The sequence below is a fragment of the Kitasatospora sp. NPDC058492 genome, from assembly GCF_042720685.1.
Taxonomy (GTDB): Bacteria; Actinomycetota; Actinomycetes; order Streptomycetales; family Streptomycetaceae; genus Kitasatospora.
Genome location: NZ_JBHXMU010000013.1, coordinates 35,823 through 60,852, shown reverse-complemented (window position 1 = coordinate 60,852; position 25,030 = coordinate 35,823). Strand labels below are relative to the sequence as shown.

General features: G+C 74.2%; 12 protein-coding genes. All 12 read right to left on the bottom strand.

All coding sequences use genetic code 11. From position 1 onward, the window contains the following. Positions 1 to 213 precede the first annotated feature (213 nt). Complete coding sequence (locus ACFWPI_RS11650) at positions 214 to 858, bottom strand: response regulator transcription factor (RefSeq protein WP_063348719.1); 645 nt, start codon at positions 856 to 858, stop codon at positions 214 to 216. Beyond that, positions 822 to 2,141 (bottom strand): histidine kinase, encoded by a 1,320-nt coding sequence (locus ACFWPI_RS11645; RefSeq protein ID WP_063348720.1) that lies wholly within the window; start codon positions 2,139 to 2,141, stop codon positions 822 to 824. The genes ACFWPI_RS11650 and ACFWPI_RS11645 overlap by 37 nt, the downstream gene beginning before the upstream one ends. A 163-nt stretch (positions 2,142 to 2,304) precedes the next feature. After that, positions 2,305 to 2,793 carry a MaoC family dehydratase gene (locus ACFWPI_RS11640; protein ID WP_063348721.1) on the bottom strand — a complete coding sequence of 163 codons (489 nt, stop codon included), beginning with the start codon at positions 2,791 to 2,793 and terminating at the stop codon, positions 2,305 to 2,307. 175 nt (positions 2,794 to 2,968) lie between these two features. After that, positions 2,969 to 4,000: a 2,3-diaminopropionate biosynthesis protein SbnB gene (gene sbnB / locus ACFWPI_RS11635; RefSeq protein WP_380372982.1), complete on the bottom strand. Its 1,032-nt coding sequence runs from the start codon at positions 3,998 to 4,000 to the stop codon at positions 2,969 to 2,971. A 65-nt stretch (positions 4,001 to 4,065) separates the two neighbouring features. Next, positions 4,066 to 5,766 (bottom strand): phytoene desaturase family protein, encoded by a 1,701-nt coding sequence (locus ACFWPI_RS11630; protein WP_380372980.1) that lies wholly within the window; start codon positions 5,764 to 5,766, stop codon positions 4,066 to 4,068. An 11-nt stretch (positions 5,767 to 5,777) separates the two neighbouring features. Then, positions 5,778 to 6,506: a 3-oxoacyl-ACP reductase FabG gene (gene fabG, locus ACFWPI_RS11625; protein WP_063348724.1), complete on the bottom strand. Its 729-nt coding sequence runs from the start codon at positions 6,504 to 6,506 to the stop codon at positions 5,778 to 5,780. Further along, positions 6,503 to 7,624 carry a beta-ketoacyl synthase N-terminal-like domain-containing protein gene (locus ACFWPI_RS11620; RefSeq protein ID WP_380372977.1) on the bottom strand — a complete coding sequence of 374 codons (1,122 nt, stop codon included), beginning with the start codon at positions 7,622 to 7,624 and terminating at the stop codon, positions 6,503 to 6,505. Before ACFWPI_RS11620 ends, fabG begins: the two co-directional genes overlap by 4 nt. Before the next feature lie 2 nt (positions 7,625 to 7,626). Beyond that, on the bottom strand, positions 7,627 to 8,895 hold the full coding sequence (locus ACFWPI_RS11615) for a beta-ketoacyl-[acyl-carrier-protein] synthase family protein (protein WP_380372974.1): 1,269 nt from the start codon (positions 8,893 to 8,895) through the stop codon (positions 7,627 to 7,629). A 61-nt stretch (positions 8,896 to 8,956) separates the two neighbouring features. Beyond that, complete coding sequence (locus ACFWPI_RS11610) at positions 8,957 to 9,205, bottom strand: acyl carrier protein (protein ID WP_063348726.1); 249 nt, start codon at positions 9,203 to 9,205, stop codon at positions 8,957 to 8,959. 287 nt (positions 9,206 to 9,492) lie between these two features. Next, a complete protein-coding gene (locus ACFWPI_RS11605) occupies positions 9,493 to 9,696 on the bottom strand; it encodes an MbtH family protein (RefSeq protein WP_063348727.1) in 204 nt (67 codons plus the stop codon). A gap of 50 nt (positions 9,697 to 9,746) precedes the next feature. Next, positions 9,747 to 17,051 (bottom strand): amino acid adenylation domain-containing protein, encoded by a 7,305-nt coding sequence (locus ACFWPI_RS11600; RefSeq protein WP_380372970.1) that lies wholly within the window; start codon positions 17,049 to 17,051, stop codon positions 9,747 to 9,749. Beyond that, complete coding sequence (locus tag ACFWPI_RS11595; RefSeq protein WP_380372967.1) at positions 17,048 to 25,009, bottom strand: amino acid adenylation domain-containing protein; 7,962 nt, start codon at positions 25,007 to 25,009, stop codon at positions 17,048 to 17,050. Before ACFWPI_RS11595 ends, ACFWPI_RS11600 begins: the two co-directional genes overlap by 4 nt. Between the last annotated feature and the right edge of the window lie 21 nt (positions 25,010 to 25,030).

Below are 25,030 nucleotides of genomic sequence, written 5' to 3'. Positions count from 1 at the left end.
ACGGCGCGGCACCGGGCGGCACGGGCCAACCTGCCGTACGCGCTCTGATCAGCTGAAACATCACGAGACGGCATGGCTCGGCACCGCGCATCACGACCGCCGATGATCTCGTAATGCGTAGGTCGCGGGTTCGAATCCCGCAGGCGGCTCTGTAGAAGCCCCAGGACTCACTCGCCGTGACCTGGGGCTTTTGCGTGGGCGGGGTGGGGCGGGTTACTGGTCGAGGTAGGCGAGGACGGCGAGGACGCGGCGGTTGTCGCCGTCGGTGGGGAGGAGGCCGAGCTTGGTGAAGATGTTGCTGATGTGCTTGGCGACGGCCTTCTCGGTGATGAAGAGGCCCTGGGCGATGCCGGCGTTGGAGCGGCCCTGGGCGAGCCATTCGAGGACTTCGCGTTCGCGGTCGGTGAGGCTGCCGACGTTCTCGTCGCGTTCCTTGCGGACGAGGAGCTGGGAGATGACGTCGGGGTCCATCGCGGTGCCGCCGTCGGCGACGCGGCGGATCGAGTCGAGGAACTGGGAGCCGTTGGTGACGCGGTCCTTGAGCATGTAGCCGACGCCGCGGCCGCCGCTGGCGAGGAGTTCGCGGGCGTAGAGCGGTTCGACGTACTGGGAGAGGAGCAGGACCGGGAGGTCGGGCATGGTGCGGCGGGCGGTGAGGACGGCGCGCAGGCCCTCGTCGGTGAAGTTCGGCGGAAGCCGGACGTCGACGACCGCGACGTCCGGCTGCTGCTCGGTGAGGGCTGCGAGGAGGTCGGCGCCGTTGTCGACGGCGGCCACCACCTCGTGTCCGTAGGCCTGGAGGAGGCGGATCAGGCCGTCCCTCAGGAGGAAGTGGTCTTCGGCGAGGACAATACGCACGGAAGCTCCATCGTCACCATGGTCGGGCCGTTGACGGGGCTGTTCACGGCCAGGACCCCGTCGAACGTGCTGAGTCGTCGCTCGATGCCGCGCAGGCCGGTGCCCCGGGTGGCGTCGGCGCCGCCGCGGCCGCTGTCGGTCACGGTGATGCGCAGCATGCCGTGATCGTAACGGATGTCGATCCAGGCCCGGTCGGCGCCGGAGTGCTTGGCGACGTTGGTGAGGATCTCCGAGATCGCGAAGTAGGCGGCGGACTCGACGGGCATCTCGGGGCGGCCGGGGAGGTCCACGACGACCTCGGTGGGGACCGGGCAGACCATGGCCAGCGCCCGTACCGCGTCGGCGAGTCCGCGGTCGGCGAGGACCGGCGGGTGGATGCCGCGGACCAGGTTGCGGATCTCCTCCAGGGCCTTGGAGGAGGACTGGCGGGCCTCGATGAGCAGGGCCCGGACGGCCTCGGGGTTGGTCTCCAGCAGGTGTTCGGCGGCGTCCAGGGTCATGCCCATCGCGACCAGGCGGGCCTGGGCGCCGTCGTGCAGGTCGCGTTCGATCCGCCGGATCTCGGCCATCTGGGTGTCGACGGCGGTGCTGCGGGTGGTGGTGAGGTGCTGGATCCGGCTGGCCATCAGTTCCTGCTCGCTGGGGGCGAGCATGGAGTGGGTGTACAGGGCGTGCTTGCGGACGGCGCGGGGGGCCATCCACAGGGCCAGCGGCAGTTGCAGGACGCCGAGGACGCCGGCCAGCACCGCGGTGGCCTGGCCGTCGATCGGGATGAACTGGTACCAGAGGCCGTCCCACTGGGTCGACAGCGGGACGCCGAAGAAGGCCAGGAAGATGCCCCAGAAGCCGCTGAGCAGGACGGCGATCGGCATGAAGGCGAGGAAGCCGCCGGCGATCGGGTCGGTGAGCACCCAGGTGAACTCCCGCTTGGTCTGCGGGTCGCTCATGATCCAGCGGTAGCGGGCGACGGCCCCCGAGGCGCCCTCGGGGGCGGCCGGCAGGCCGCTGGGCGGGCCGGGGATCTGCACGCCGGACCAGCGTTCGGACAGGCCGCGCTGGCGGGCGGCCAGCGCCCGGACGCGCTCCATGGCCCGCGGCACCAGGCCGAGGCCGGGGCCGACGAGGGAGATCGCGCCGGTGACCCCGAGCGAGCGCCCGAAGGCCGCGACGGACATCCAGCAGAGGGCCAGTGCCCGCCGCAGCCCGGTGAATCCGGCGGGGACGGAGAATCCCCTGATCTCGACCGCCGAGGGGCTTCCCCCGAGCTTCATCGTGCGGTCCATGACCCGCTCCTCTCTGTGCCGTTCGCTGTGCCCCGGCCGTGGTGGCCGTGTGACCATTCTGGCGGGGACGGCGTGCCGGAATCGGTAGTAATAACCCCCCTCTTGCACGACCGGAGGGGGAGGTTCTTCTACCTGGCGGCGGCGGTGACGTCGGCGGGCGGGCTCAGAAGCCGTCCGAGCCGCCCTCGGCGGTGTCGGGGGCGGCGACGAAGAGGGACAGGGTGTCCGCCACGCAGGCCGCGTGCTGCTGGCCCTCGACCTCCACCGTCATCCGGACCGCGGCCAGGTGGCCCATCGGGGTCTCGCGGACGCTGGTGACCTTGGCGCCGCCTCGGACCCGGGCGCCGACCGGGATCGGGCGGGGGAAGCGGACCTTGTCCAGGCCGAAGTTGACGCCCAGTTTGACGTTGTGGATCTCGAAGATCGCGCGCATCATCGCGGGCAGCAGGCCGAGCGTCATGTAGCCGTGGACGATGGTCCCGCCGAACGGGCCGGTGGCGGCGCGCTCCGGGTCCACGTGGATCCACTGGAGGTCGCCGGTGGCGTCGGCGAACTGGTCGACGCTGTGCTGGGTGACGTCGAGCCATTCGCTGTAGCCGAGGTGCTCCCCGGTCGCCCCGGTGAATTCGGCCAGGTTGGCAAAGGATCTCATGCGGGTGATTCTGGGCGGCCGTCCATGGCGCGGACAAGGCGTCGGGGGGCCGTGGGGCCGTTCGGTCAGCGTGCCGTCAGTTGGCCGTCAGCGGAGGGGGCGGGGCGGCGGGAAAGGCCGGAGGCCCGCCGGCGCCGGGAGCGCGGGCGGGCCTCTGGGGCACGGTGGGGAGGGCTCAGCCGTAGCGCTTGAGCTCGTGGAAGAAGTCCGGGACGGTGTGCAGCTGCCCGGCCGCGAGGACGCGGTCGTAGACGTGCTTGGCGACGGCCATGTCGAGCACGCCGAGGCCGAACGGGGAGAAGACCACCGGTCGGTCGGACGGCGGGGTGATCGTGCCGGTGAGCACGTCGTAGAGCGTGCCGGCGACGAACTCGCGGTGGCCGACGCGCTGTTCGGCCAGGTGCGGCGAGGTGCCGGCCTTCATGCAGTGCTCGATGTCGTCGACGACGTTCCACGAGTCGAGGACGATCTCGGGGGAGAGGTCGCGCAGCGAGACGTGCAGCACCAGCGGGTTGTGCGAGAACCACTGCGGGTCCGTCACGTGCGGCTCGCCGGCGATGGTGGCGAAGACCACCAGGTCGCTGGAGCGGATCAGGTCCTCGGCCTTGTCGTGGACGGTGATCTCCACGCCCTCGCCCTCGGCCCGGCGCAGGTAGTCGGAGAAGCCCTCGGCGTGCTCGGCGGACAGGTCGTGGACGCCGGCCGCGGTGAAGTCGAAGCCGTTGGCGGCGAGGTAGGTGTGCACGTAGCGGGCGATCAGGCCGACGCCGAAGAAGCCGACCCGGGTCGGGCGCTGGCCGCGGGCGTCGGCGAGCCGGGCCGCCGCGAGGGCCGCGGAGGCGGCGGTGCGCGCCGCGCTGATGATCGAGCTCTCCAGGCAGGCGAACGGGTAGCCGGTCTCGGCGTCGTTGAGGATCAGGACGGCCGAGGCGCGCGGGAGGCCGGCCGCCACGTTGTCCGGGAAGCTGGAGATCCACTTGATGCCGTGCACGCCGACCTCGCCCTTGACCGAGGCCGGCAGCGCGATGATCCGGGAGGACGGGCGGTCGGGGAAGCGCAGGAAGTACGAGTCCGGGTTGACCGTCTGCCCCTCGCCGTGCAGCCGGTACGCGGCCTCGACCGTGGCGACGACCTCGTCCTCGTGCCCGTTGAGGGCCTCGTGCACCTGGGCGCCGGAGACCACGGCGAAGGGAGGGACCTGATTCATGGGAACAGTGCTCCTGGTCGGAGGGGTGCGGATCGGAGGGTGGGGAAACGGGAGGGGAGGAGGGGTCAGCCGATGCGGGCCAGGCCCTTGGCGCGCTGCCGCGCCCGCCCGCGCGAGACCACCAGCGGGTCCCAGTCCGGGCCGCGGTCGGGCAGCCGGGAGGGATCGCCGAGCACTGCGCCGCCGAACACCTCGCGCAGCAGCCCGCGGCCGATGATGTCGGAGGCGGCGGCCATGCCGCTGTTCGCGACCGCGGCGATGCCGCTGCCGTAGCGGACGCTCTGGCCGACCACGTACAGGCCCTCGACCTCGGTGCGCACGTCCGGCCGCTGGTTGGAGCCGCCCCAGCTGGCCATGCCGTACGGGGTGCCGCCGGTGGCCCGGATGTAGCGCTCGTGGGTGAGCGGGGTGGCCGTCTCCAGGTGGGTGATGCGCTCCCGGAACGGGCCGATGACCTTCTCGGCGGTGGCCAGCATGACCTCGGTGAGCTGCTGCTTGCGGGCGAGGTAGGCGGCGTTGCGGCGGTAGGGCTCGCCGTCGGCCGGGCCGCTCTCCAGGCCCCAGAACTCGTAGCCGGGCGGCAGGCCCGTCATGAGCTGGAAGTTGCTGTGGCCGGGCGGGCAGACGGCGGTGGCGCCCGGGTCCTTGAGGGAGGCGAAGGAGAAGGTGAGCGCCGGCACCGAGTCCATCGAGCCGTCCCGCGCGTACCGCTCCAGCATGGCGGCGTGCGCGCCCTCCATGTCGTCGCTGTCGTGCCACCAGAGGTTGGCGTTGGGCAGGCCCGGCAGTTCGGTGTCGAGCCCGATGTACACCGAGACGAAGGAGCCGCGCATGGTCGCCGCGCGGGTGCGGGCCACCACCTCGGCGGGGAAGGCGTCCTCGCCGCCGCACAGGTCGAGGACGGTGCGCCGGTAGTCCGCGTTGGAGATGACCAGCGGGGCCGAGACCCGCTGCCCGTCGGTGAGTTCGACGCCGGTGGCGCGCCCGTTCTCGACCAGGATGCGGCGGACGTCGCAGCGGGTGCGCAGTTCGCCGCCGTGCGCCTCCAGCGCCTCGACGAACGCGGCGACCATCGCCTGGCCGCCGCCCTCGGGGTAGTACGCGCCGCGCAGGTAGTGGTCCATCATCGAGGCGTGGTGGGCCAGGCTGATGCCGTCGGGCATGGTGCCGTAGTTGCCGGCCTGCGCCGCGAGCAGCGTGCGCGCCTTGGCGGAGAGGCCGAAGTGGCCCAGGGCGTCGGCGAAGGTGCGGCGGGACCAGCGCATGGTCTGCGGGGACTTGCGGAACAGGTCGACCAGGGACTCGCCGTTCAGGCCGGCGCGGGTCGAGCCGGCCACGTTCTCGGCGAGTTCGAGGAAGCCGGCGATCCGGTCGGCCTCCTCGGGCAGGGCCTGCCGCAGCCGGTCGCGGTAGGCGTCCCAGCCGGCCGGCACGTCGACGGTCGCGGTGGGCGTGATGATCCGGTCGAAGCCCTGCTCGTTGTCCATCGGCCGGAACCGCACCCGGTCCAGGACGCCGAGGCCGGCCAGGATCGCCGGGAAGTGCCCGTCGGGGCCGCAGTCGCCGAGGTAGTGCGTGCCGACGTCGAACTCGTACTTGCGCCGGCGGCGGAACACGTGCGCGTTGCCGCCGGCGATGTCGTGCTGTTCGAGGACGAGGACGCTGCGCCCGTCGGCCGCCAGGTAGCCGGCGGTGGTCAGGCCGCCGATGCCGCTGCCGACGACGATCGCGTCGTAGTGGTCGCGCAGTCCCTGGGCCCCCTGCATTCGTGCTCCCATCAGAACGTGCCGCCGCCGTGGATCTCGAAGACCGACCCGCTGATGTAGGCGGCGCGGTCGGAGACCAGGAAGGAGACCAGGTCGGCCACCTCCTCGGGCTTGCCGGCCCGGCCGAGGGCGACGTTCTTCAGCATCCGCTCCACCGCGGCGTCGGACATGTCGCCGACCATGTCGGTGGCGATCAGGCCCGGCGCGACCACGTTGGCGCGCACGCCGCGCGGGCCGGTCTCCTTGGCGAGGGACTTGGTGAAGCCGATGATGCCGGCCTTGGACGCGGCGTAGTTGGCCTGGCCGAGGTTGCCGTAGATGCCGGACACCGAGGACAGGTTGACGATCGATCCGCTGCGGCGCTTGCTCATCGCGAAGGCGGCGGCGCGGCACACGTGGTACACGCCGTCCAGGTTGGTGCGCAGGACCTGGTTCCAGTCGTCCTCCGGCATCAGGATGACCGGGCGGTCCCGGGTGATGCCGGCCGAGGTGACGGCGGCGTCCACCGGGCCGACCTCGCGCTCGGTGCGGTTGTACCAGTCGCGGACCTGCTCAGGGTCGGCCACGTCGCACTGGGTGGCCGTGATCCGGGTGCCGAACTCGCCTGCCTGCTTGGCGAGTTGCTCGGCGGCCTCGGCATTGGAGCGGTAGCAGAAGGCGACGTCGTAGCCGTCCTGGGCCAGGCGCAGCACGATGGCCTTGCCGATGCCCCGGGACCCGCCGCTGACCAGGGCGATCACGTGTGCTCCCCGAAGAGTCTCAGGACGGCGCAGCCCACCGCGCCGTCACGGTCGACGGCGGACACCAGGGCGATCCGGCCCCGGGCCGCCGGGTCGGCCTCGGCCACGCCGAGCACCGCCTGGATCTGGAAGGACGCGGAGGCCGCGCTGGTGTCGCCGAGCAGTTCCATGGACGGGACCCGGCCCAGTGCCTCGGCCGGCAGCAGCGCGGCGAGCGCGTCGTACTCGGCCCGGCCGGCCGCGGTCGGCGCGGCGCACGGGACGGCGGCCCAGACCTCGTCGGCGGTGACGCCGGCGCGGGCCAGGGCGCGCTGCACGCACGCGGTGACGGCTGCCTCGGGGTCGTCGTCGATGTCGACGCGGGTCTCCACCGCGAGCACCGCGGCGAGCGCCGGGCGCTGGGCGGTGCCGGCGTGCTCGACCACGAACAGGCCGCAGCCCTCGCCGAGCAGCGGCGTGGAGTCGCCGGCCGCGACGGCGGTGTGCTCGATCCAGGCGTGCGCGGCGGAGAACTCCTCGGCCGAGCCGACCAGGTACTTGGTCGCCCGGCCCTGGCCCATCAGGCGCCGCGCGTAGTTGAGGGCGAGCAGGCCGCTGACCCGGCCGCCGGCGACGGTGGTGTTGGGGCCCTTGAGGTCGTGCCGGATGGCGGTGGCGCCGGCGGCGTGGTTGAGGCTGCCGAAGGGGATGCGGCCGGCGTCGACGTGGAAGGGCAGCGCGTTGGTGTAGGACTGCTTGAGGAAGTTGGTGACGTTCTCCAGGCTGCCCATCGAGATGCCGAGGACCACACCGGTGCGGTCGTCGGTCTCCACCACCCGGTTGCCGTCGGCGTCCTTGAGCAGGCCGTCGGAGGCGACCAGGGCCAGCGCGGTGAGCCGGTCCATCTTGGCGGTGCCGGTGGGGCCGAGCAGGCCCTTGATGTCGAAGCCGGGCACCAGGCAGACGTCGGGCGACGGCAGCGTGCCGAGCGCGGCGTCCGCCTTGACGGCGGTCTTGGCGCCGGCGCGCACGCCGGACGCGAAGTCCTGGCGGGTCAGGCCGTACGGCGACACGGCCGACCAACCGGTGATGACGAGTGTCTCCGGCGGCAGGGCCGCCGGGGTGGCTGCGGTGGTCATCGTCAGACTCGCTCTCCGTACGTGCCCAGAATCAGGATGGCGTTGTTGCCGGCGAAGGCGCTGGAGTTGTTCTCCACGATCCGGACCTCCGCGTCGACGGCCTGGTTGGGCACGACGTCCAGCGGGCAGTCGGGGTCGGTCTCCACGTGGTTGATGGTCGGCGGGATGAACTGGTGCTCGATGGCGAGGCTGCAGGCGATCGCGCCGAGCGCGCTGGCCGCGCCCATCGAGTGGCCGAGCATCGACTTCACCGCGACGGTGCGCGGCGGTGCGTCGCCGTACACGTCGACGATGGCGGCCGACTCGGTCTTGTCGTTGGCCTTGGTGCCGGTGCCGTGCGCGGAGATGAAGTCGATCTCGTCCCGCTCGACCCCGGCGTCGTCCAGGGCGAGCCGGATGCCGCGCGCGATGCCGTCGCGGTTCGGCGCGGTCGGGTGGGCGGCGTCGCAGCTCAGGCCGTACCCGAGCACCTCGGCGTAGATGTGCGCGCCGCGGGCGAGGGCGGACTCCAGGCTCTCCAGGACGAGGATGCCCGCGCCCTCGCCGGTCAGGATGCCCTGGCGGTTCTTGTCGAACGGGCGGACCACGTCCGGGGTGAGCGCGCCGAAGCGCTTGAACAGCGCGAAGGCCTTGCGGCAGACGGCGTCGGCGCCGCCGCACAGCGCGATGTCGACCTCGCCGGAGCGGATCGCGTCCAGCCCGTAGCCGATCGAGTAGTTGCCCGCCGCGCAGGCGGTGGTGATGGTGGTCGGCTCCACGTTCGGCATCCGCAGCTCGCGGGCGATGACGGTGGTGAGCCGGCCGGCGTTGATCCGGCGGGACAGCACCGGGTCCATGCCCTCCGGGTCCCCGGCCGCGAGCTCCTGCTCGACCAGCACGCCGATGTCGTGCCCCTCGCCGTCGGTGGTGCCGACGCTGATGACGGCCTGGCGCTCGCCGAGGTCGGCCTCGGTGAGCCCGGCGTCCTCCACGGCCATCCGGGCGGCGGCGACGGCGAACTGCCCGGCGCGGCCCATGTCGTCGAGGGGGACGTTGCGGATCCAGCGCTCCGGCTCGAAGTCGGGGACCTCGCAGGCGATGTTCTGGCCGAACCCCTCGGTGTCGAACCGGGTGATCGGCCGCGCACCGGAGCGGCCGGCCCGCAGCCCCGCGGTGTACTCCTCGACACCCGTGCCGATGCTGGAGATCGCCCCGAGGCCGGTGAGGACGACCCGGCGGCGGTCGGCGGGCACGCCGGCGCGGGGTGCCGCTGGCGACTGTGCGGTGGACATGGGACTCCTTAAGCAGTGGGATGCCTGCGGGCGGGGGTTCCGGTCCCGGAACCCGCCCCGATCACCAGCCGGCGGCCGTCGCGGTCACCTGGTACGTGGCCTCCACGTTCACCATCTTCGGCAGCTCGTTCATGTCGATGACGATGGAGTACTCCATCTCCAGGGCGCTGAGCACGTCGATGAGCTTCAGCGAGTCGGCGCCCAGCTCGTCGACGAACAGCGCGGTGTCGGCGAACTCGGTGTGCACGTCGATGTTCTCGGCGATGATTTCGCGGATCCGGGTGAGACGCTCCGGCGCTACCGTCGTCATGCTCGTTTTCCTCCGTTTTTGCGGGTGCCCTGTGCGGGCGCCCTGGGGTGCCCGGAAATCGGGCCTCTGAGCAGCAAATTAGTCAGGCCCGATGACGGGTCGATGACGTCCAACTGACCGCTCACTGACGGGTCCTGGCGGGGTGTCGCGTACCTGGTGGGGAGGGGTGCGGGGGACAAAGCGGCCGCCCGCCGCACCGGCGGGCGAAGGCCCTGGGGGTGCGGCGGGCGGCGGGGTCGGAGCCGTCCGGCGGCGTTCTTCCGGATTCCGGGCGCGGGCCCGGCCGGTCAGCCCTGCTGCTGGAGGCTGAGCGGGCGCATGTCCGTCCAGTTGCCCTCGATGTGGGCGACGGCGGTGGCCCGGTCGGTGGCCTCCAGGGTCACCGACCAGCCCTCCGGGACGGCGGCGAAGGACGGCCACAGGGAGTGCTGCCCCTCCGCGTTGACGAGGACGAGGAAGGTGCCGTCTTCGCGGTCAAAGGGGTTCGCCATGACTGTTCTCCAGATCTCGGGATCGCGGGACGTGCCGGGTTGACCGGGCGTCAGGTGGTCGGGGTGCCGGTCGGGCTCGCGGCCAGGGCGGCGAGGGCGTGTTCGACGACCGCGCCGATCGCCGCCGCCGGTGCGGGTTGCAGCAGCTGCTGGTGCCCGCTGTCCACGTCGTGCGCGAGGACGGCGGAACCGACGTGCGGCTCCCAGCTCTTGACCTTGAGGGCGCGCTCCTCCGGGGTGGGGCGGGTGTCGCCGCCGACCGCCACGAAGAGCGTCATCGGGCAGCCGTCGAAGCGGCCCGGGGTGAACCGCTGGAACAGCTCCAGGTTGTTCCGCATGACCCCCAGCAGCCGTTCCAGCGTACCCGGTTCGAGCGCGGCGAGGGGGCCTTCGGTGCGGGCCAGGTGTGCGGCGACGCCTTGCGGGGTGAGCCGTTCCGGCTCCGCCGCGTCGACCCCGGCCTCGGTCAGGAAGTCGGCGAGGAACTCGGCGTCGCTGGGCCGGGCCCCGAGGGCGTCGTCGGGGTAGGCGTCCAGGTTGGCCAGGAACGCCACCTGTTCGCCGGCGGCGTGCAGCCGGACGGCCATCTCGTGCGCCACGACGCCGCCGTAGGACCAGCCGAGCAGGTGGTACGGGCCGTGCGGCTGCACGGCGCGCACCCGGGCCAGGTACTCCTCGGCGACGTCGCCCAGGTCGGTCGGCAGCGGGCCGTCGTCGGACAGGCCGCGGGCCTGGAGGCCGTAGACCGGCTGCTCCGGGTCGAGGTGCTCGGCGAGCGCCGCGAACGGGATCGCGAAGCCGAGGCCGCCGTGCACGCAGAACAGCGGGGGCCGCCCGCCGGTGGGCCGGATCGGCAGGACGGGCCCGAGCAGGTCGACCGCGCCGCCCCCGGTGGCGGCGGCCGCGGCCAGCGCCTCCAGGGTGCGGTGCTCGAAGACCGCGCCGAGGCTGATCGGCAGCCCGGCCCGGCCGGCCGCGTTGACCAGCCGGATCGCCTTCAGGCTGTCCCCGCCGAGGGCGAAGAAGGAGTCGTCGGGGCCGACCGGGCCCGTGCCCAGGACCTCCTCGACGGCGGCGCAGAGCAGCCGTTCCGGCTCGGTGCGGGGCGCCCGCGGGGCGCGGGCCGAGGGGGTGGCCGCGGGGGCGGGCAGGGCCTTGACGTCCAGCTTGCCGTTGGCGTTCAGCGGCAGTTCCGGCAGTGCGGTGTAGCTCTCCGGCACCATGTGGCCGGGCAGCGAGCGGGCCAGGTGGCCCTGCAACTCGGCCGGTCCGGGGGTCGGCCGGCCGTCGGCGGGCACCAGGTAGGCGACCAGGCGGCGCTGGCCGGCGGCGTCGGCGGGGGCCAGGACGGCGGCCCGGGCGACGGCCGGGTGCTCGGCCAGCAGCCGTTCGATCTCGCCGAGTTCGACCCGGTAGCCGCGGATCTTGACCTGCTGGTCGGCGCGGGCGACGTACTCGATCCGGCCGTGCCGGTCCCAGCGGACCAGGTCGCCGGTGCGGTACATGCGCTCCCCGGGCGCGCCGAACGGGCAGGCGGTGAAGCGGGCGGCGGTCAGCGCGGGTTGGCCGAGGTAGCCGCGGGCCAGGCCCTCGCCGGCCAGGTGCAGCTCGCCGACCACGCCGCGCGGCACCGGCCGCAGCGCCTCGTCCAGGACGTACGCGCGGGTGTCGCCGATCGGCAGGCCGATCGGGACGGTGCCCTCGGCACGGCCGAGGTCCTGGCCGGTGGCGAAGGTGGTGGTCTCGGTGGGGCCGTACACGTTGAACACCGTGGTGTCCGGCAGGGCGGCCCGCAGCCGGTCCAGGTGGTCGCGGGAGTGCGCCTCGCCGCCGGTGAGCAGCGCCCGCAGCGGGGCCAGGGCGCGCGGCCGGGTGTCGGCGATGGTGTTGGACAACTGGGTGGTGAGGAAGGCGACGCTCACCCGGGCGCGGGCCAGGAAGGACTCCAGGGCCTGCGGGTCGGCCGGGCCGGGCGGGTGGACCGCCACCCGGGCGCCGTGGGCGAGCGCGCCCCAGATCTCGAAGGTGGAGGCGTCGAAGGCGACCGGCGCGAAGTAGAGGAAGGTGTCCGCGGCGGTCGGCGCCAGCTCCGGCAGGCCCAGGACCAGGCGGACGGCGGCGCGGTGCGGGACCGCGACGCCCTTGGGCTTGCCGGTGGAGCCGGAGGTGTAGATGACGTACAGCAGGTCGTCGGGGTCGATCGGGGCGGCGGGCACCGGGGCGGTGACGGGCCGGTCGGCCAGGTCGGCCAGGGTTTCGGGGGCGTCCAGGAGCAGCTCGACGACCCCGGCGGGGAGCTCCCGTTCGGCCAGGGAGCGTTCGGTGACGAGCAGCCGGGCGCCGCTGTCGGCCAGCATGTCGCGGACCCGCTCGTCGGGGTAGGACGGGTCGATCGGCAGGTAGGCCGCGCCGGTGCGGGCGATCGCCAGCAGGGTGCTCACCACGGCCGGGCCGCGCTCCAGGCGCAGCGCCACCAGGTCGCCCCGGCGGGCGCCGCGCGCGGTCAGCAGGTGGGCCAGGCGGTTGGCCTCGGCGTCCAGTTCGGCGTAGTTGGTGTGCCGCAGCCGCTCGGGGTGGCCGGGCTCGGTGTGGACCAGCGCGACCGCGTCCGGGGTGGCCGCGATCCGGCGGTCCACCAGGGCGGTGAGGGTGCTGCGCGGGGTACCGGCCCGGTGGGTGCCGAGGGCGAGCAGTTCGGCCTCCTCCTCGGGCCCGAGCAGGTCCAGCCGGGACAGCGGCCGGGCGGGCTCGGCGAGGGCGGCGGCGAGCAGCCGCAGGTAGGCGTCGGTGATCCGGCGGGCCGTGGCGGGTTCGAACAGGTCGGTGCGGTACTCGACGGCGAGCGCGAGCGCGCCGCCGGCCTGCTCGGTGAGCTGGAAGAACAGGTCCCACTTGGCGGTCCGGACCGGCACCGGCTGCTCGGTCACGGCGAGCTCCGGGTCGTCCTCGGGCGCCGGGGCCGGGCCGGCCTGCTGGAAGCCGAGCATCACCTGGAACAGCGGGTGCCGGGCCATCGAGCGCTCGGGGTTGAGCACCTCGACGAGCTTCTCGAAGGGCACGTCCTGGTGCTGGTGGGCGGCCAGGTCGTAGGTCCGGACCCGTTCGGCGAGCTCGCGCAGTCCCGGGTCGCCGGAGGTGTCGGTGCGCAGCACCAGGGTGTTGACGAACATGCCGACCAGCTCGTCGAGCCGCTCGTCGGTGCGGCCGGCGATCGGGCTGCCGAGCGGGATGTCGGTGCCCGCGCCGAGCCGGGTGAGCAGGGCGGCGAGCCCGGCCCGCAGCAGCATGAAGACGCTGACGCCCCAGGCGGCGGCGAGCCGGTGCAGCTCGGCGGTGAGCGGCTGCGGCACGGTGGTGCGCACGACGTCGCCGCGGTGCTCGGCCCGGGTGCCGCGCGGGTGGTCGAAGGGCAGCGCCAGTTCCTCCGGCAGGCCCTTCAGGGTCTCGCTCCAGTAGCCGAGTTGGCGGGTGAGTTCGCTCTGCGGGTCGTCCTCCGCGCCGAGCAGTCCGCGCTGCCACAGGGCGTAGTCGGCGTACTGGACGGGCAGCGGCGGCAGTTGGGCCGGGCGGCCGGCCACCCGGGCCCGGTAGTACGCGGTGAGGTCGCGGGTGAGCGGGGCGAGCGACCAGCCGTCGCCGGCGATGTGGTGCAGGACGATCGTCAGCACGTGCTCGTCCGGGCCGAGCCGGAACAGGCGGGCGCGGAGCGGGAGGTGGTGCTCCAGGTCGAAGCCGCGCGCGGCCTCGGCGGCGAGGGCGGCGGGCAGGCCCGCCTCGGTGGTCTCGCTCACCGGGAGCGGGACGGCGGCCTCGGCCGGGGTGAGCACCCGCTGCTCGGCCGGTCCGCTGCCGGTGGTCCCGGGGGTGGTCCCGGGGGTGGCCCCGGCGGGGGCGTGTTGCGGGAAGACGGTGCGCAGCGCCTCGTGCCGGGTGACCACATCCTGCAGGGCGCCCGTCAGGGCGGCGGTGTCGAGCCGCCCGGAGAGGCGGATCGCCAGCGGGATGGCGTACAGCCCGCCGGGTGCGCCCAGGTGCTCGACGAACCAGAGCCGCTGCTGCGCGTACGACAGCGGCAGCACGGCCGGGCGCGGCCCGGCGGCGAGCGGGGCGCGGCCGGGTGCGGCGGCGGCCAGCCGTTCGGCGAGGCGGGCGGGGGAGGGGGCCTCGAAGAGGTCCCGCACCTGGAGTTCGGCGCCGAGTTCGGCGCGGACCCGGTTGACGATCCGGGTGGCGAGCAGCGAGTGGCCGCCGAGGGTGAAGAAGTCGTCGTCGACGCCGACCCGGTCGAGTCCGAGCACCTCGGCGAAGACGCCGCAGAGCTGCTCCTCCTCGGCGGTGCGCGGGCTGCGGGCCGAGGTGGTGTACGCGGGAGCGGGCAGGGCGCGGCGGTCGAGCTTGCCGTTGGCGGTCAGCGGCAGCGCGGCGAGCGGGACCACGGCCGCCGGGACCATGTACTCGGGCAGCCGCTCGGCGGCGAACTCCCGCAGCCCGGCCGGGTCGGCGCCGTCGCGGGGCACCACGTAGGCGACCAGGCGCTGGTCGCCGGGCCGGTCCTCGCGGGCGATCACGGCCGCCTCGGCGACTGCGGGGTGTTGGCCGAGGACGGTCGCGATCTCGCCCAACTCGATCCGGAAGCCGCGCAGTTGGACCTGCTCGTCGGCGCGGCCCAGGTACTCCAGGGTGCCGTCGGCCCGCCAGCGGCCGAGGTCGCCGGTGCGGTACATCCGGGTGCCGCCGGGCTCGAACGGGCAGGCGACGAAGCGGGCCGCGGTGAGGTCGGGGCGGCGCAGGTAGCCGCGGGCCAGGCCGGGGCCGGTGATGTACAGCTCGCCGGGCACGCCGGCCGGGACGGGCTGCAGGGCGCCGTCGAGCAGGTAGACCCGCAGGTCCGGGATGCCGCGCCCGATCACACTGCCGCCGCCGGCGGCGGCCGTCGGGGCGTCCAGCTCCTGGTAGGAGACGTGCACCGTGGTCTCGGTGATGCCGTACATGTTGACCAGGCGCGGCGCGTCGTCGGCGTGCCGGGCGTACCAGTCGGCGAGCTTGCCGATGTCCAGCGCCTCGCCGCCGAACACCACGGTCCGCAGGGCGAGCGGGCGCGGGCGGTCGGCGTCGGCGCGCATCAGCTGGTAGAAGGCGGACGGCGTCTGGTTGAGGACCGTCACCCGCTCCTCGGCGAGCAGGTCCAGGAAGGCGTCGGGGGAGCGCGACACGTCGTACGGCACCACGACCAGCCGGCCGCCGCGCAGCAGCGCGCCCCACAGCTCCCAGACGGTGAAGTCGAAGGCGATGGAGTGGAACAGCGTCCACACGTCGCCGGGGCCGAAGTCGAACCAGTCGTCGGTGGCCTCCAGCAGCCGCGCCACGTTCTGGTGCGGCACCACGACGCCCTTGGGGCGGCCGGTGGAGCCGGAGGTGTAGATGACGTAGGCCGGGTGCTCGGGGGAGACCGCGGTGTCCGGGGCGGTGGCCGGGTGGGCGGCCAACGCGGCGGCCGTCTCCGGGGCGTCCAGGTCCAGGCGCGGCAGGTCCGGGCGTGGCAGGTCCGGGGCGTCGGGCGGCTCGGGCAGCACGCCGCCGGCGGTCAGCAGCAGCGCCGGACGGGCGTCGCGCAGGGTGTAGCCGATCCGGTCGGCCGGGTGGCCGGGCTCCAGCGGCAGGTAGGCCGCGCCCGCCTTGAGGACGGCCAGGACGGCGACGATCAGCTGGACGCCGCGCGGCAGCGCGACGGCCACCAGGCTCTCCGGGCCGGCGCCGCGGGCGGCGAGCAGGTGGGCGAGCCGGTTGGCCCGCTCGTCCAGCTCGCGATAGCTGAGGGCGGCCTCGCCGGGGGCGGTGACCGCGACGGCGTCCGGGGTGCGGGCGGCCTGCTCGGCGAACAGCTCCGCGACGGTGGCGCGCCGCGCGGGCTCCCGGGGGGCGGCCGAGGCGCCGCTCCACTCGCCGAGGATGCGGGCCAGTTCGGCGGGCTCGGGCGCGCCGAGCCGGGCGAGCGGGGCCTGCGGGTCGTCGGCGACCTGCTCCAGGACGCGGACCAGCCGGTCCAGGACGCGCTGCGCGGACGACTGCGGGTCCTCGGCGGTGTCAGTGTGCTCAGCGGCCTCGGCGAAGGCCGAGGGCCGGTAGGCGAGGTGCAGGTCCAGCCGCTCGCCGGGGAAGACGGTGAGGCTCAGCGGGTAGTGGGTGGCCGAGAGCACCTGGGCGGAGCTGACGGTGCCGCCCGACTCGCGGAACAGCGCGGCCTCGTCCAGCGGGTAGCTCTGGAAGGCGAGGACGGTGTCGAACAGCTCGCCCTGGACGCCGGAGGCGGCCTGCGCCTCGGCGAGCGGCAGGTGTTCGTGCGGCATCATCGCGAGCTGCTGGCGGGCCAGCGCCTCGAACAGCTCGCTCGCCCGCTGGTCCGGGCGCAGATCGGCGCGGACCGGCAGGGTGTTGGCGAACAGGCCGATCATCGACTCGACGTCCGGGACCTCGGCCGGGCGGCCGGAGGTGACCGACCCGAACACCACGTCCTCGCGGCCGGTGAGCCGGCCGAGCAGCAGCGCCCAGCAGCCCTGCACCACGGTGTTGAGGGTCAGGCCCCGGCCGCGCGCCCAGCCGGCGAGCGCCGCGGTGCACTCCGGCGACAGGAACCCCCGCACGAGCGACGGCAGTTCGAGGGACTCGCCGTCGCCGGCCGCGGGCAGCGCCCGGACCGGCCCGTCCAGGCCGTCCAGCAGCTGCGCCCAGGCCGCCCGCGCGGCGGCCCGGTCGCGGCCGTTCAGCCAGGTCAGGAACGAGCGGTACGGCGCGGGTGCGGGCAGCGCCGCCGCCCCCGCCTCGTCGCCGAGCAGCACCAGCTCGCGGACGGCCAGCGGGAACGACCAGCCGTCCATGACGATGTGGTGCACCGACCAGAGGAACCGGTGGTGCCCCGCGCCGAGCCGGATCAGGGTGAACCGCATCAGCGGCGGCCGCGCCAGGTCGAACCGGCGCAGCCGGTCCTCACGCGTCAGCCGCTGCGCCTCCGCCTCCCGGTCGGCCTCGGGCAGGTGGGTGAGGTCGTGCAGCTGCCACTGCGGCTCGACCTCGGTCTCCTTGAGGACGACCTGGACGGGCTCGCCGGTCTTGCGGTTGCGGAAGCAGGCCCGCAGGTTGGGGTGCCGGCGCAGCAGCGCGGCCGAGGCCGCGCGCAGCCGGGCGGTGAGCTGCTCGCCGTCACCCGCGCCCGGCCCGTCGATCTCCGCGACGAACTGGAGGGTGTACAGGTCGGGCGAGGCCTGGTCGTACGAGGACAGGAACAGCAGCCCCTGCTGGAGGGGGGAGAGCGGAAGTACTTCGCTGATCTTCGACCCGGTTCTGGGGGCGGTCGTCACGAAAGTTCCTCATTCAACTCGAATTCCAGATCGGCCAGTTCCTCGTCGGACAGGGCGATCAGACTGCTTTCGGGCTCCGTCGGGGCGGGCTCGGCGGGGTTCTGCTCCTGCTCCTCGGCGACCTGGGCCAGGGCGGCGGCGGTCTTGTGGGTGAAGATGTCGCGGGTGGTGAGGGTGAGTCCGGCCTTGCGGGCGCGGCTGACGACCTGGATGGAGCGGATGCTGTCGCCGCCGAGGGCGAAGAAGTCCTCGTCGATGCCGACCCGGCCGGTGCCGAGGACCTCGGCCAGGATCTCGGTCAGCACCTGCTCGCGCTCGGTGCGCGGCGCGCGGGCCTCCTCCTGGTCCCCCAGGTCGGGCTTGGGCAGGGCCTTGCGGTCGAGCTTGCCGTTGGGGGTGAGCGGCATGGTGTCGAGGACGAGCCAGGACGCCGGGATCATGTAGCCGGGCAGCAGTTGGGAGAGTTCGGCCCGGACCTGTGCGGGGTCGACGCCGGGGCCGGTGAGGTAGCCGATGAGGCGGGGGTTGCCGGAGGCGTCGGGGAGGACGGCGACGGCGGCGTCGGCGACGGTGTCGAGGGAGCGGATGACGGCTTCGATTTCGCCGGTTTCGACGCGGCGGCCGCGGATCTTGACCTGGTGGTCGCGGCGTTCGATGAATTCGAGCTGGCCGTCGGGTCGTTGGATGACGCGGTCGCCGGTGCGGTACATGCGGGTGCCGGGTCCGGCGTAGGGGTCGGCCATGAAGGTGGCGGCGGTGCGGGCGGGGTCGTGGAGGTAGCCGCGGCCGACTCCGGCGCCGCCGATGTAGAGCTCGCCGGGGACGCCGACGGGGACGGGCTGGAGTTCGTCGCTGAGGACGTAGAGGCGGGTGTTGCGGACGGCGGTGCCGATGGGGACGCGGGCGGTGAGGGTGTCGCCGGCGCGGATGACGGCGTGGGTGACGTCGTCGCTGCACTCGGTGGGGCCGTAGGCGTTCATCATCGGGATGTGCGGGTGGCGGGCGTGCCAGCGCTGGCACAGGTCCGCCGGGAGGGCCTCGCCGGTGACCATCAGCCAGCGCAGGTCCGGGAGTTCGGGGGCGTCGCCCTCGGTGTCCCAGGCGTCCAGGGCGGCACGCAGCAGCGAGGGCACGACCTCCAGCACGGCGATCTTCTCGTCCCGCGCCATCCCGAACAGGGCGGCCGGGTCGGCGGCCATCTCCGTCCCCGAGACCCGGACGGTGCCGCCGACGACCAGCGGGGCGAGCATCTGCCACACCGACACGTCGAAGGTGAGGGGCGCGTTCTGGACGACGCCCTCCCCGGCGGCCAGGTCGAGATCGCCGACCTTGGCCCAGAGGTGGTTCATCATCCCCGAGCGCTGCACCATCGCACCCTTGGGCTTACCGGTGGAGCCCGAGGTGAACATCACGTACGCCAGGTCCAGCCCGGTGCCCACGCAGTCGGGCAGGGCCTGCGCGCCGGCGGCCTGCTCCAGGCCGATGACGGTGACCGGCCCGCCCTGGACGGCGGCGGCGAACTCGGCGGCCTGCTCCTCGTACCCGGCGCCGACCAGCAGGTGGCGGGCGCCGCCGTCCTCCAGCAGCCCGGTGTTGCGGGCGGCCGGGGCGGCCGGGTCGAGCGGCAGGTAGGCGCCGCCGGCGCCGATCACGCCCAGCACGCCGGTGATGAACGGGACGCCGGGCTCGGCGAGCATCGCGACCACCGAGCCGGTGGTGACCCCGGCCTCGGCGAGGCCCGCGGACAGGCCGCCGGCCGCCTCGACCAGCTCCCGGTAGGTCAGCGAGCCGGCGCCGTCGGTGACGGCGGTCGCCTCGGGGGTGCGGGCGGCGACGGCGCGCACCCGCTCGACGACGCCGAGGCTCTCCTCGGGGATCGACGGGTCCCAGGCGCCGAGCAGTCCGCCCAGCTCGCCGGGGGTGCCGGTGCCGGTGAGGTCCGCCGGGGCGGTCACGTCGACCTGGGCGAGCGGCAGTCCGGGCCGCTCGGCGACGGTCCGCAGCAGGTGCTGGAAGATCGCCGCGACCCGCTCGACCTCGGCCCGGCCGAACAGGCCGGGGTTGTAGTCCAGCCGCAGGTGCAGGCTGTCGCCGGGGTGGACCACCAGGCTCAGCGGGTGGTGCCGGGCGTCCAGGGCCTCGGTGCGGACGATGCGCGGGCCGTCGGCGACGCCGGTGTCGAGGCCGTTCTCGTCCAACGGGAAGTTCTCGAACAGCACCACGGTGTCGAAGACCTCGCCGGACAGGCCGGCGGCCTGGTGGATCGCGGCGAGCCCGAGGTGCTCGTGCGGGAGCAGCGCGGTCTGCTGGTCCTGGAGGGCGTGCAGCAGTTCGGCGAGGGTGTCGCCGGGGTGCAGCCGGGCCCTGACCGGCACGGTGGTGAGGAACATGCCGATCATCGACTCGACGTCCGGGACCTCGGCCGGGCGGCCGGAGGTGACGGCGCCGAACACCACGTCCTGGCGGCCGGTGAGCCGGCCGAGCAGCAGCGCCCAGCAGCCCTGCACCACGGTGTTGACGGTCAGGCCCTGGGTGCGGGCCCAGCCGGCGAGCGCGGCGGTCAGCTCGCGCGGCACCTCGGCGAGCACCGCGTCGGGCAGCGCCGGGAGGCGGCTCGGGTCGGCGGGGACGAGCAGGGTGGGCTCGTCGATGTCGGCCAGCACCCCGTGCCAGGCGGCCCGGGCGGCCGTGCGGTCCTGCGCGGTCAGCCAGGCCAGGTACGAGCGGTACGGGGCCGGGTCGGGCAGCAGCGCGACGTCCGCGCCGGGCGCGCAGAGCGCGAACAGCTCGCGGACGAGCAGCGGCATCGACCAGCCGTCGACCAGGATGTGGTGGCTGGTCCAGATGAACCGGTGCCGGCCCTCGCCGTGGGTGACGAGCGCGAAGCGCAGCAGTGGCGGCGCGGCGAGGTCGAAGCGGCGGGTGCGCTCGGCCTCGGTGATGCGGTTCAGCTCGGCGGCCCGGGCGGGCTCCGGCAGGTCGGTCAGGTCGGCTTCCAGCCAGGGCAGTTCGGCGTGCTGGGCGATGACCTGGACGGGCTCGCCGGTGGCCCGGGCGCGGAAGGCGGCGCGCAGGTTGGGGTGCCGGTCGAGCAGGGTCTGCCCGGCGGCGCGCAGGGCGTCGGCGTCGAGGTCGCCCTCGATGTCGGCGACGATCTGCAGGGTGTAGACGTCGACCGCGTCCGCGGCGCTGCCGGCGGCGGTGTCGTAGTCGGCGTGGAAGAGCATGCCCTGCTGGAGCGGGGTGAGCGGCAGGACGTCGGCGAGGGCGGTGCCGGCCTCGGCGAGTTCGGCCTCGTACTCCTCGATCTCGTCCTGGGCCAGGGCGACCAGCGGCAGGTCGGAGGGGGTGCGGCCGCCCGCGCCGGGGGCGGTGGCGTGCCGGGCGAGCAGTTCGAGGGCGCGGAACCAGGTGGCCGCGACGTCCTGGGCGTCCTCCTCGGCGACGGTCCGGCCGGCCCAGGACCAGTTGGCGATCAGGTGCGGGCCGTCGTGCCGGTCCTCGGTGGCCGGGGTGACGTCGAGCAGGTGCGGCAGCGGCATGCCGGGGTGGGCACCGGTGCCGACCACGCCGTCGCCGCCGGCCGGCTCCCAGAGGCGGGCCTCGCGGGCGTCGAAGCGGCCCATGTAGTTGAAGCCGATCTGCGGCTTGTGGTGGCCGGCCAGGGCGCGGGCGGCGTGCGGGTTGAGGTAGCGCAGCAGGCCGTAGCCGACGCCGCGGTCGGGCAGCGCGCGCAGCTGCTCCTTGATCCGCTTGAGGGCGGCGGCGAGGGCGGGGCCGCCGGCCCAGAGCTCGTCCCAGTCGAGCGTGCCGGGGTCGAGGCGCATCGGGAAGGCGCTGGTGAACCAGCCGACGGTGCGGGACAGGTCGAGGCCGTCGCTGAGCTGCTCGCGGCCGTGGCCCTCCAGCTCGATCAGGGTCTGGGCGTAGTCGGCGCGGCCGTGCCGGCGGCGCCAGTCGGCGACGGCGAGGGCGAGGCCGGTCAGCAGGACGTCGTTGACCTCGGCGTGGAAGGCCGCCGGGACGTCGGTGAGCAGCGGGCCGGTGACCTCGGGGCCGAGCTCCAGGCGCAGGGTGCGCTGGGTGCCGTAGACGTCCGTCTCGGGGTCGAGCCGGTGGGTGCCGACCAGCGGGTCGGGGCCGGTCAGGATCGACTGCCAGAGGGCGAGTTCGGGGCCGCGGACCTGGGTGCGGGCCTGCGCGGCGAGCAGCTGGGACCAGGCGCGGTAGGAGGTGCCGACCGGGTCGAGGGCGGGGGTGCGGCCGGCCGCCAGCGCCTCGCAGGCGGCGGCGAGGTCGGGCAGCAGGATCCGCCAGGACACGCCGTCGATGACCAGGTGGTGGGCGGAGAGCACCAGCAGGGCGGTGTCGGCGCCGGGGGCCGCGCCGATCAGCACGGCCTGGATCATCACGGCGGCGGCGGGGTCGAGCCGGGCGCGGGCGGCGGAGGCCTGCCGCTCGGCGAAGCCGAGGGCGTCCTGGTCGTCGGCGCCGCTGCCGGCGCCGTTCTCGGCGGTGGCGACCAGGCGGACGCCGGCGAGCGCGCCGGGGGCCAGTGCCTCCAGGTGCCACAGGCCGGGGGCGGGTTCGGTGGCCCGGGTGCGCAGCGCGTCGTGGTGGTCGACCAGGGTGTGCAGGGCCGCGTCGAGCAGTTCGGCGTCCAGGGCGGCGGGGACCCGGACGACCACGTGCTGGCTGTACTTGACGACCGGGCCGGTGAGGCTGGTGGTGTCGTCGTGCAACTGGCCCATGATCGGGGTGAGTTCGTACGGACCGGTGCCGCCCGCGTCCTCGGCGGGCGCGGTCGCCGCCGTGGGGTCGGCGCCGCCCGCGACCCGGGCGAGGGCGGCGGCGGTCTTGTGGGTGAAGATGTCGCGGGTGGTGAGGGTGAGTCCGGCCTTGTGGGCCCGGCTGACGACCTGGATGGAGCGGATGCTGTCGCCGCCGAGGGCGAAGAAGTCCTCGTCGATGCCGACCCGGCCGGTGCCCAGGACCTCGGCGAGGATGTCGCAGAGGACCCGCTCGCGCTCGGTGCGGGGGCCGCGGAGGGTGTCCTGCTCGCCGAGGGCGGGCTTGGGCAGGGCCTTGCGGTCGAGCTTGCCGTTGGGGGTGAGCGGCATGGTGTCGAGGACGAGCCAGGACGCCGGGATCATGTACCCGGGCAGCAGTTGGGAGAGTTCGGCCCGGACCTGTGCGGGGTCGACGCCGGGGCCGGTGAGGTAGCCGATGAGGCGGGGGTTGCCGGAGGCGTCGGGGAGGACGGCGACGGCGGCGTCGGCGACGGTGTCGAGGGAGCGGATGACGGCTTCGATTTCGCCGGTTTCGACGCGGCGGCCGCGGATCTTGACCTGGTGGTCGCGGCGTTCGATGAATTCGAGCTGGCCGTCGGGTCGTTGGATGACGCGGTCGCCGGTGCGGTACATGCGGGTGCCGGGTCCGGCGTAGGGGTCGGCCATGAACGTGCCCGCGGTGCGGGCGGGGTCGTGGAGGTAGCCGCGGCCGACTCCGGCGCCGCCGATGTAGAGCTCGCCGGGGACGCCGACGGGGACGGGCTGGAGTTCGTCGCTGAGCACGTATAGGCGGGTGTTGCGGACGGCGGTGCCGATGGGGACGCGGGCGGTGAGGGTGTCGCCGGCGCGGATGACGGCGTGCGTGACGTCGTCGGAGCACTCGGTGGGGCCGTAGGCGTTCATCATCGGGATGTGCGGGTGGCGGGCGTGCCAGCGGTGGCACAGGTCGGCGGGGAGGGCTTCGCCGGTGACCATCAGCCAGCGCAGGTCCGGGAGTTCGGGTGCGGTGCCGTCGAGGTCCCAGGCGTCCAGGGCGGCGCGCAGCAGGGAGGGCACGACCTCCAGGACGGCGATCTTCTCGTCCCGGGCCATGCCGAACAGGGCGGCCGGGTCGGCGGCCATCTCCGTCCCCGAGACCCGGACGGTGCCGCCGACGATGAGCGGGGCGAGCATCTGCCACACCGACACGTCGAAGGTGAGCGGCGCGTTCTGGACGACGCCCTCCCCGGCTACCAGGTCGAGGTCGCCGACCTTGGCCCAGAGGTGGTTCATCATCCCCGAGCGCTGCACCATCGCGCCCTTGGGCTTGCCGGTGGAGCCCGAGGTGAACATCACGTACGCCAGGTCCAACTCGCCTCCGACAGGGGCGAGTTCGGTGCCACTGGTGGAGTCGGACGGGTCGGCCAGCGGCAGGGCGGTGGTCGCCCCGGCGGTGAGCTCGGCGGCCTGCGCCTCGTACCCGGCGCCGACCAGCAGGTGGCGGGCGCCGCCGTCCTCCAGCAGCCCGGTGTTGCGGGCGGCGGGGGCGGTCGGGTCGAGCGGCAGGTAGGCACCGCCGGCGGCCTGGACGGCCAGCACACCGGTGACGAAGGGGACGCCGGGCTCGGCGAACATCGCGACCACCGAACCGGTGGTGACCCCGGCGGCGGTCAGCCGGGCGGCCAGGCCCGCCGCGCGGGCGACCAGTCCGCGGTAGTCGATCCGCTCGGCGCCGTCGGCCACGGCCACCGCGTCGGGCGTACCGGCCGCGACGGCGCGGACCCGCTCGACCAGGCCCTGGTCGGCGGCGGTGGCCGGATCCCAGGCGCCGAGCAGCCCGAGCGGTTCGCCGGTCGCGCCCAGGCCCACCTGGCCGAGCGGACGGTCCGCGGGCATGGTGGCGAGGGTGCCGAGGAAGGTCTCGAACCGGGCGAGGTGGGTGGCGAGTTCGGCCGGCTCGTACAGCTCGGGGTTGCCGTCGAGGTGGATCTCGACGGTGCCGTCGTCCGCGTTCAGGACCGTCATGATGAGGTCCTTGACGATGCCGGTGGACAGGTTGACCACGACCCCGCGGCAGTCGCCGAAGGCCAGCTCCGGGTCCTGGTTGAGCACGTTGATGAACGGGCCGAAGGCGCGCTGGTCGTCGATCCGCAGGCCGATGTCGCGGCGGACCTTGTCCCCGCGGTAGCGCTGGTGCTTCAGCGTGCCGGCGACCTCGACCCAGGCCGCGCGCAGCAGTTCGGTGCGGGTCATCTCCGGGCGCACCCGGACGGCCAGCGGCAGGTAGTTGGCGAGCATGCCGGGGATCTCGCGGCTGACCGCGCCGACCCGGCCGGTGACCGGCAGGGTGAGCAGCGGCGCCGCGACCCCGGTGACGCGCTGGGTGTAGGCGGCCATCGCGGCGACCATCAGGACCGGCATGGTGACCTTGCCGTCCTGGGCGAGGGCGTGCAGCGCGGCCGTGGTCGCGGGGGAGAGCCGGGCGGTCTCGCGCAGCGCGACCCGGCCGGGGGCCGGCTCCTGCTCGGAGAGCGAGACCAGCTCGGGCACCGCGCCGTGCCGGTCGGAGGTGAGGCGGTCCGTCCAGTAGGCGCGGTCCTTCTCGACCATCGACGAGTCGAGGTACTTGCGCTCGGCGTCCAGCAGCCGGTGGAAGGCCGGCATGGCGTCGGCGTCCAGCTTGGCCGGGCCCTCGCCGGCGGCCAGCCGGGTGTAGGCGCTGGACAGCTTGGGGTAGAGCAGCGAGCGGCTGAAGCCGTCCGCGAGGATGTGGTGCATGCACAGGTAGAGCAGGTGGTGCTCCGGGGAGAGCCTGATCAGCGCGCCGCGGAACAGCGGGAAGTCGGTGACCTTCATCGGGTCGGCGTGGTCGGCCCGCATCCACCGCTCGGCGGCCGCCGAGGGCTCCGCCTCGCCGCTGAAGTCCAGCGTCTTGAGCGGGAGCTGGGCGAGCGGGCGGATGATCTGGCCGGGGGCGCCGTCCTCCTCGACGAACTGCACCCGCAGCCCCTCGGCCTCGTGGCCGAGGCGTTGCAGCGCCCGTCCGAGCAGCTCGGCGTCGAGCGGTCCGCGCAGATCGATGTAGTCCGCCATGTTGTAGGCCAGCGGCCCGGCGGCGAACTGCTCGTCGAACCAGATCTCGGCCTGTGCCGCGGTGAGCGGAAGGACAGCGTTCCGGTTTGTCGTCACTGCTTTGCTCTCCGTCATTCT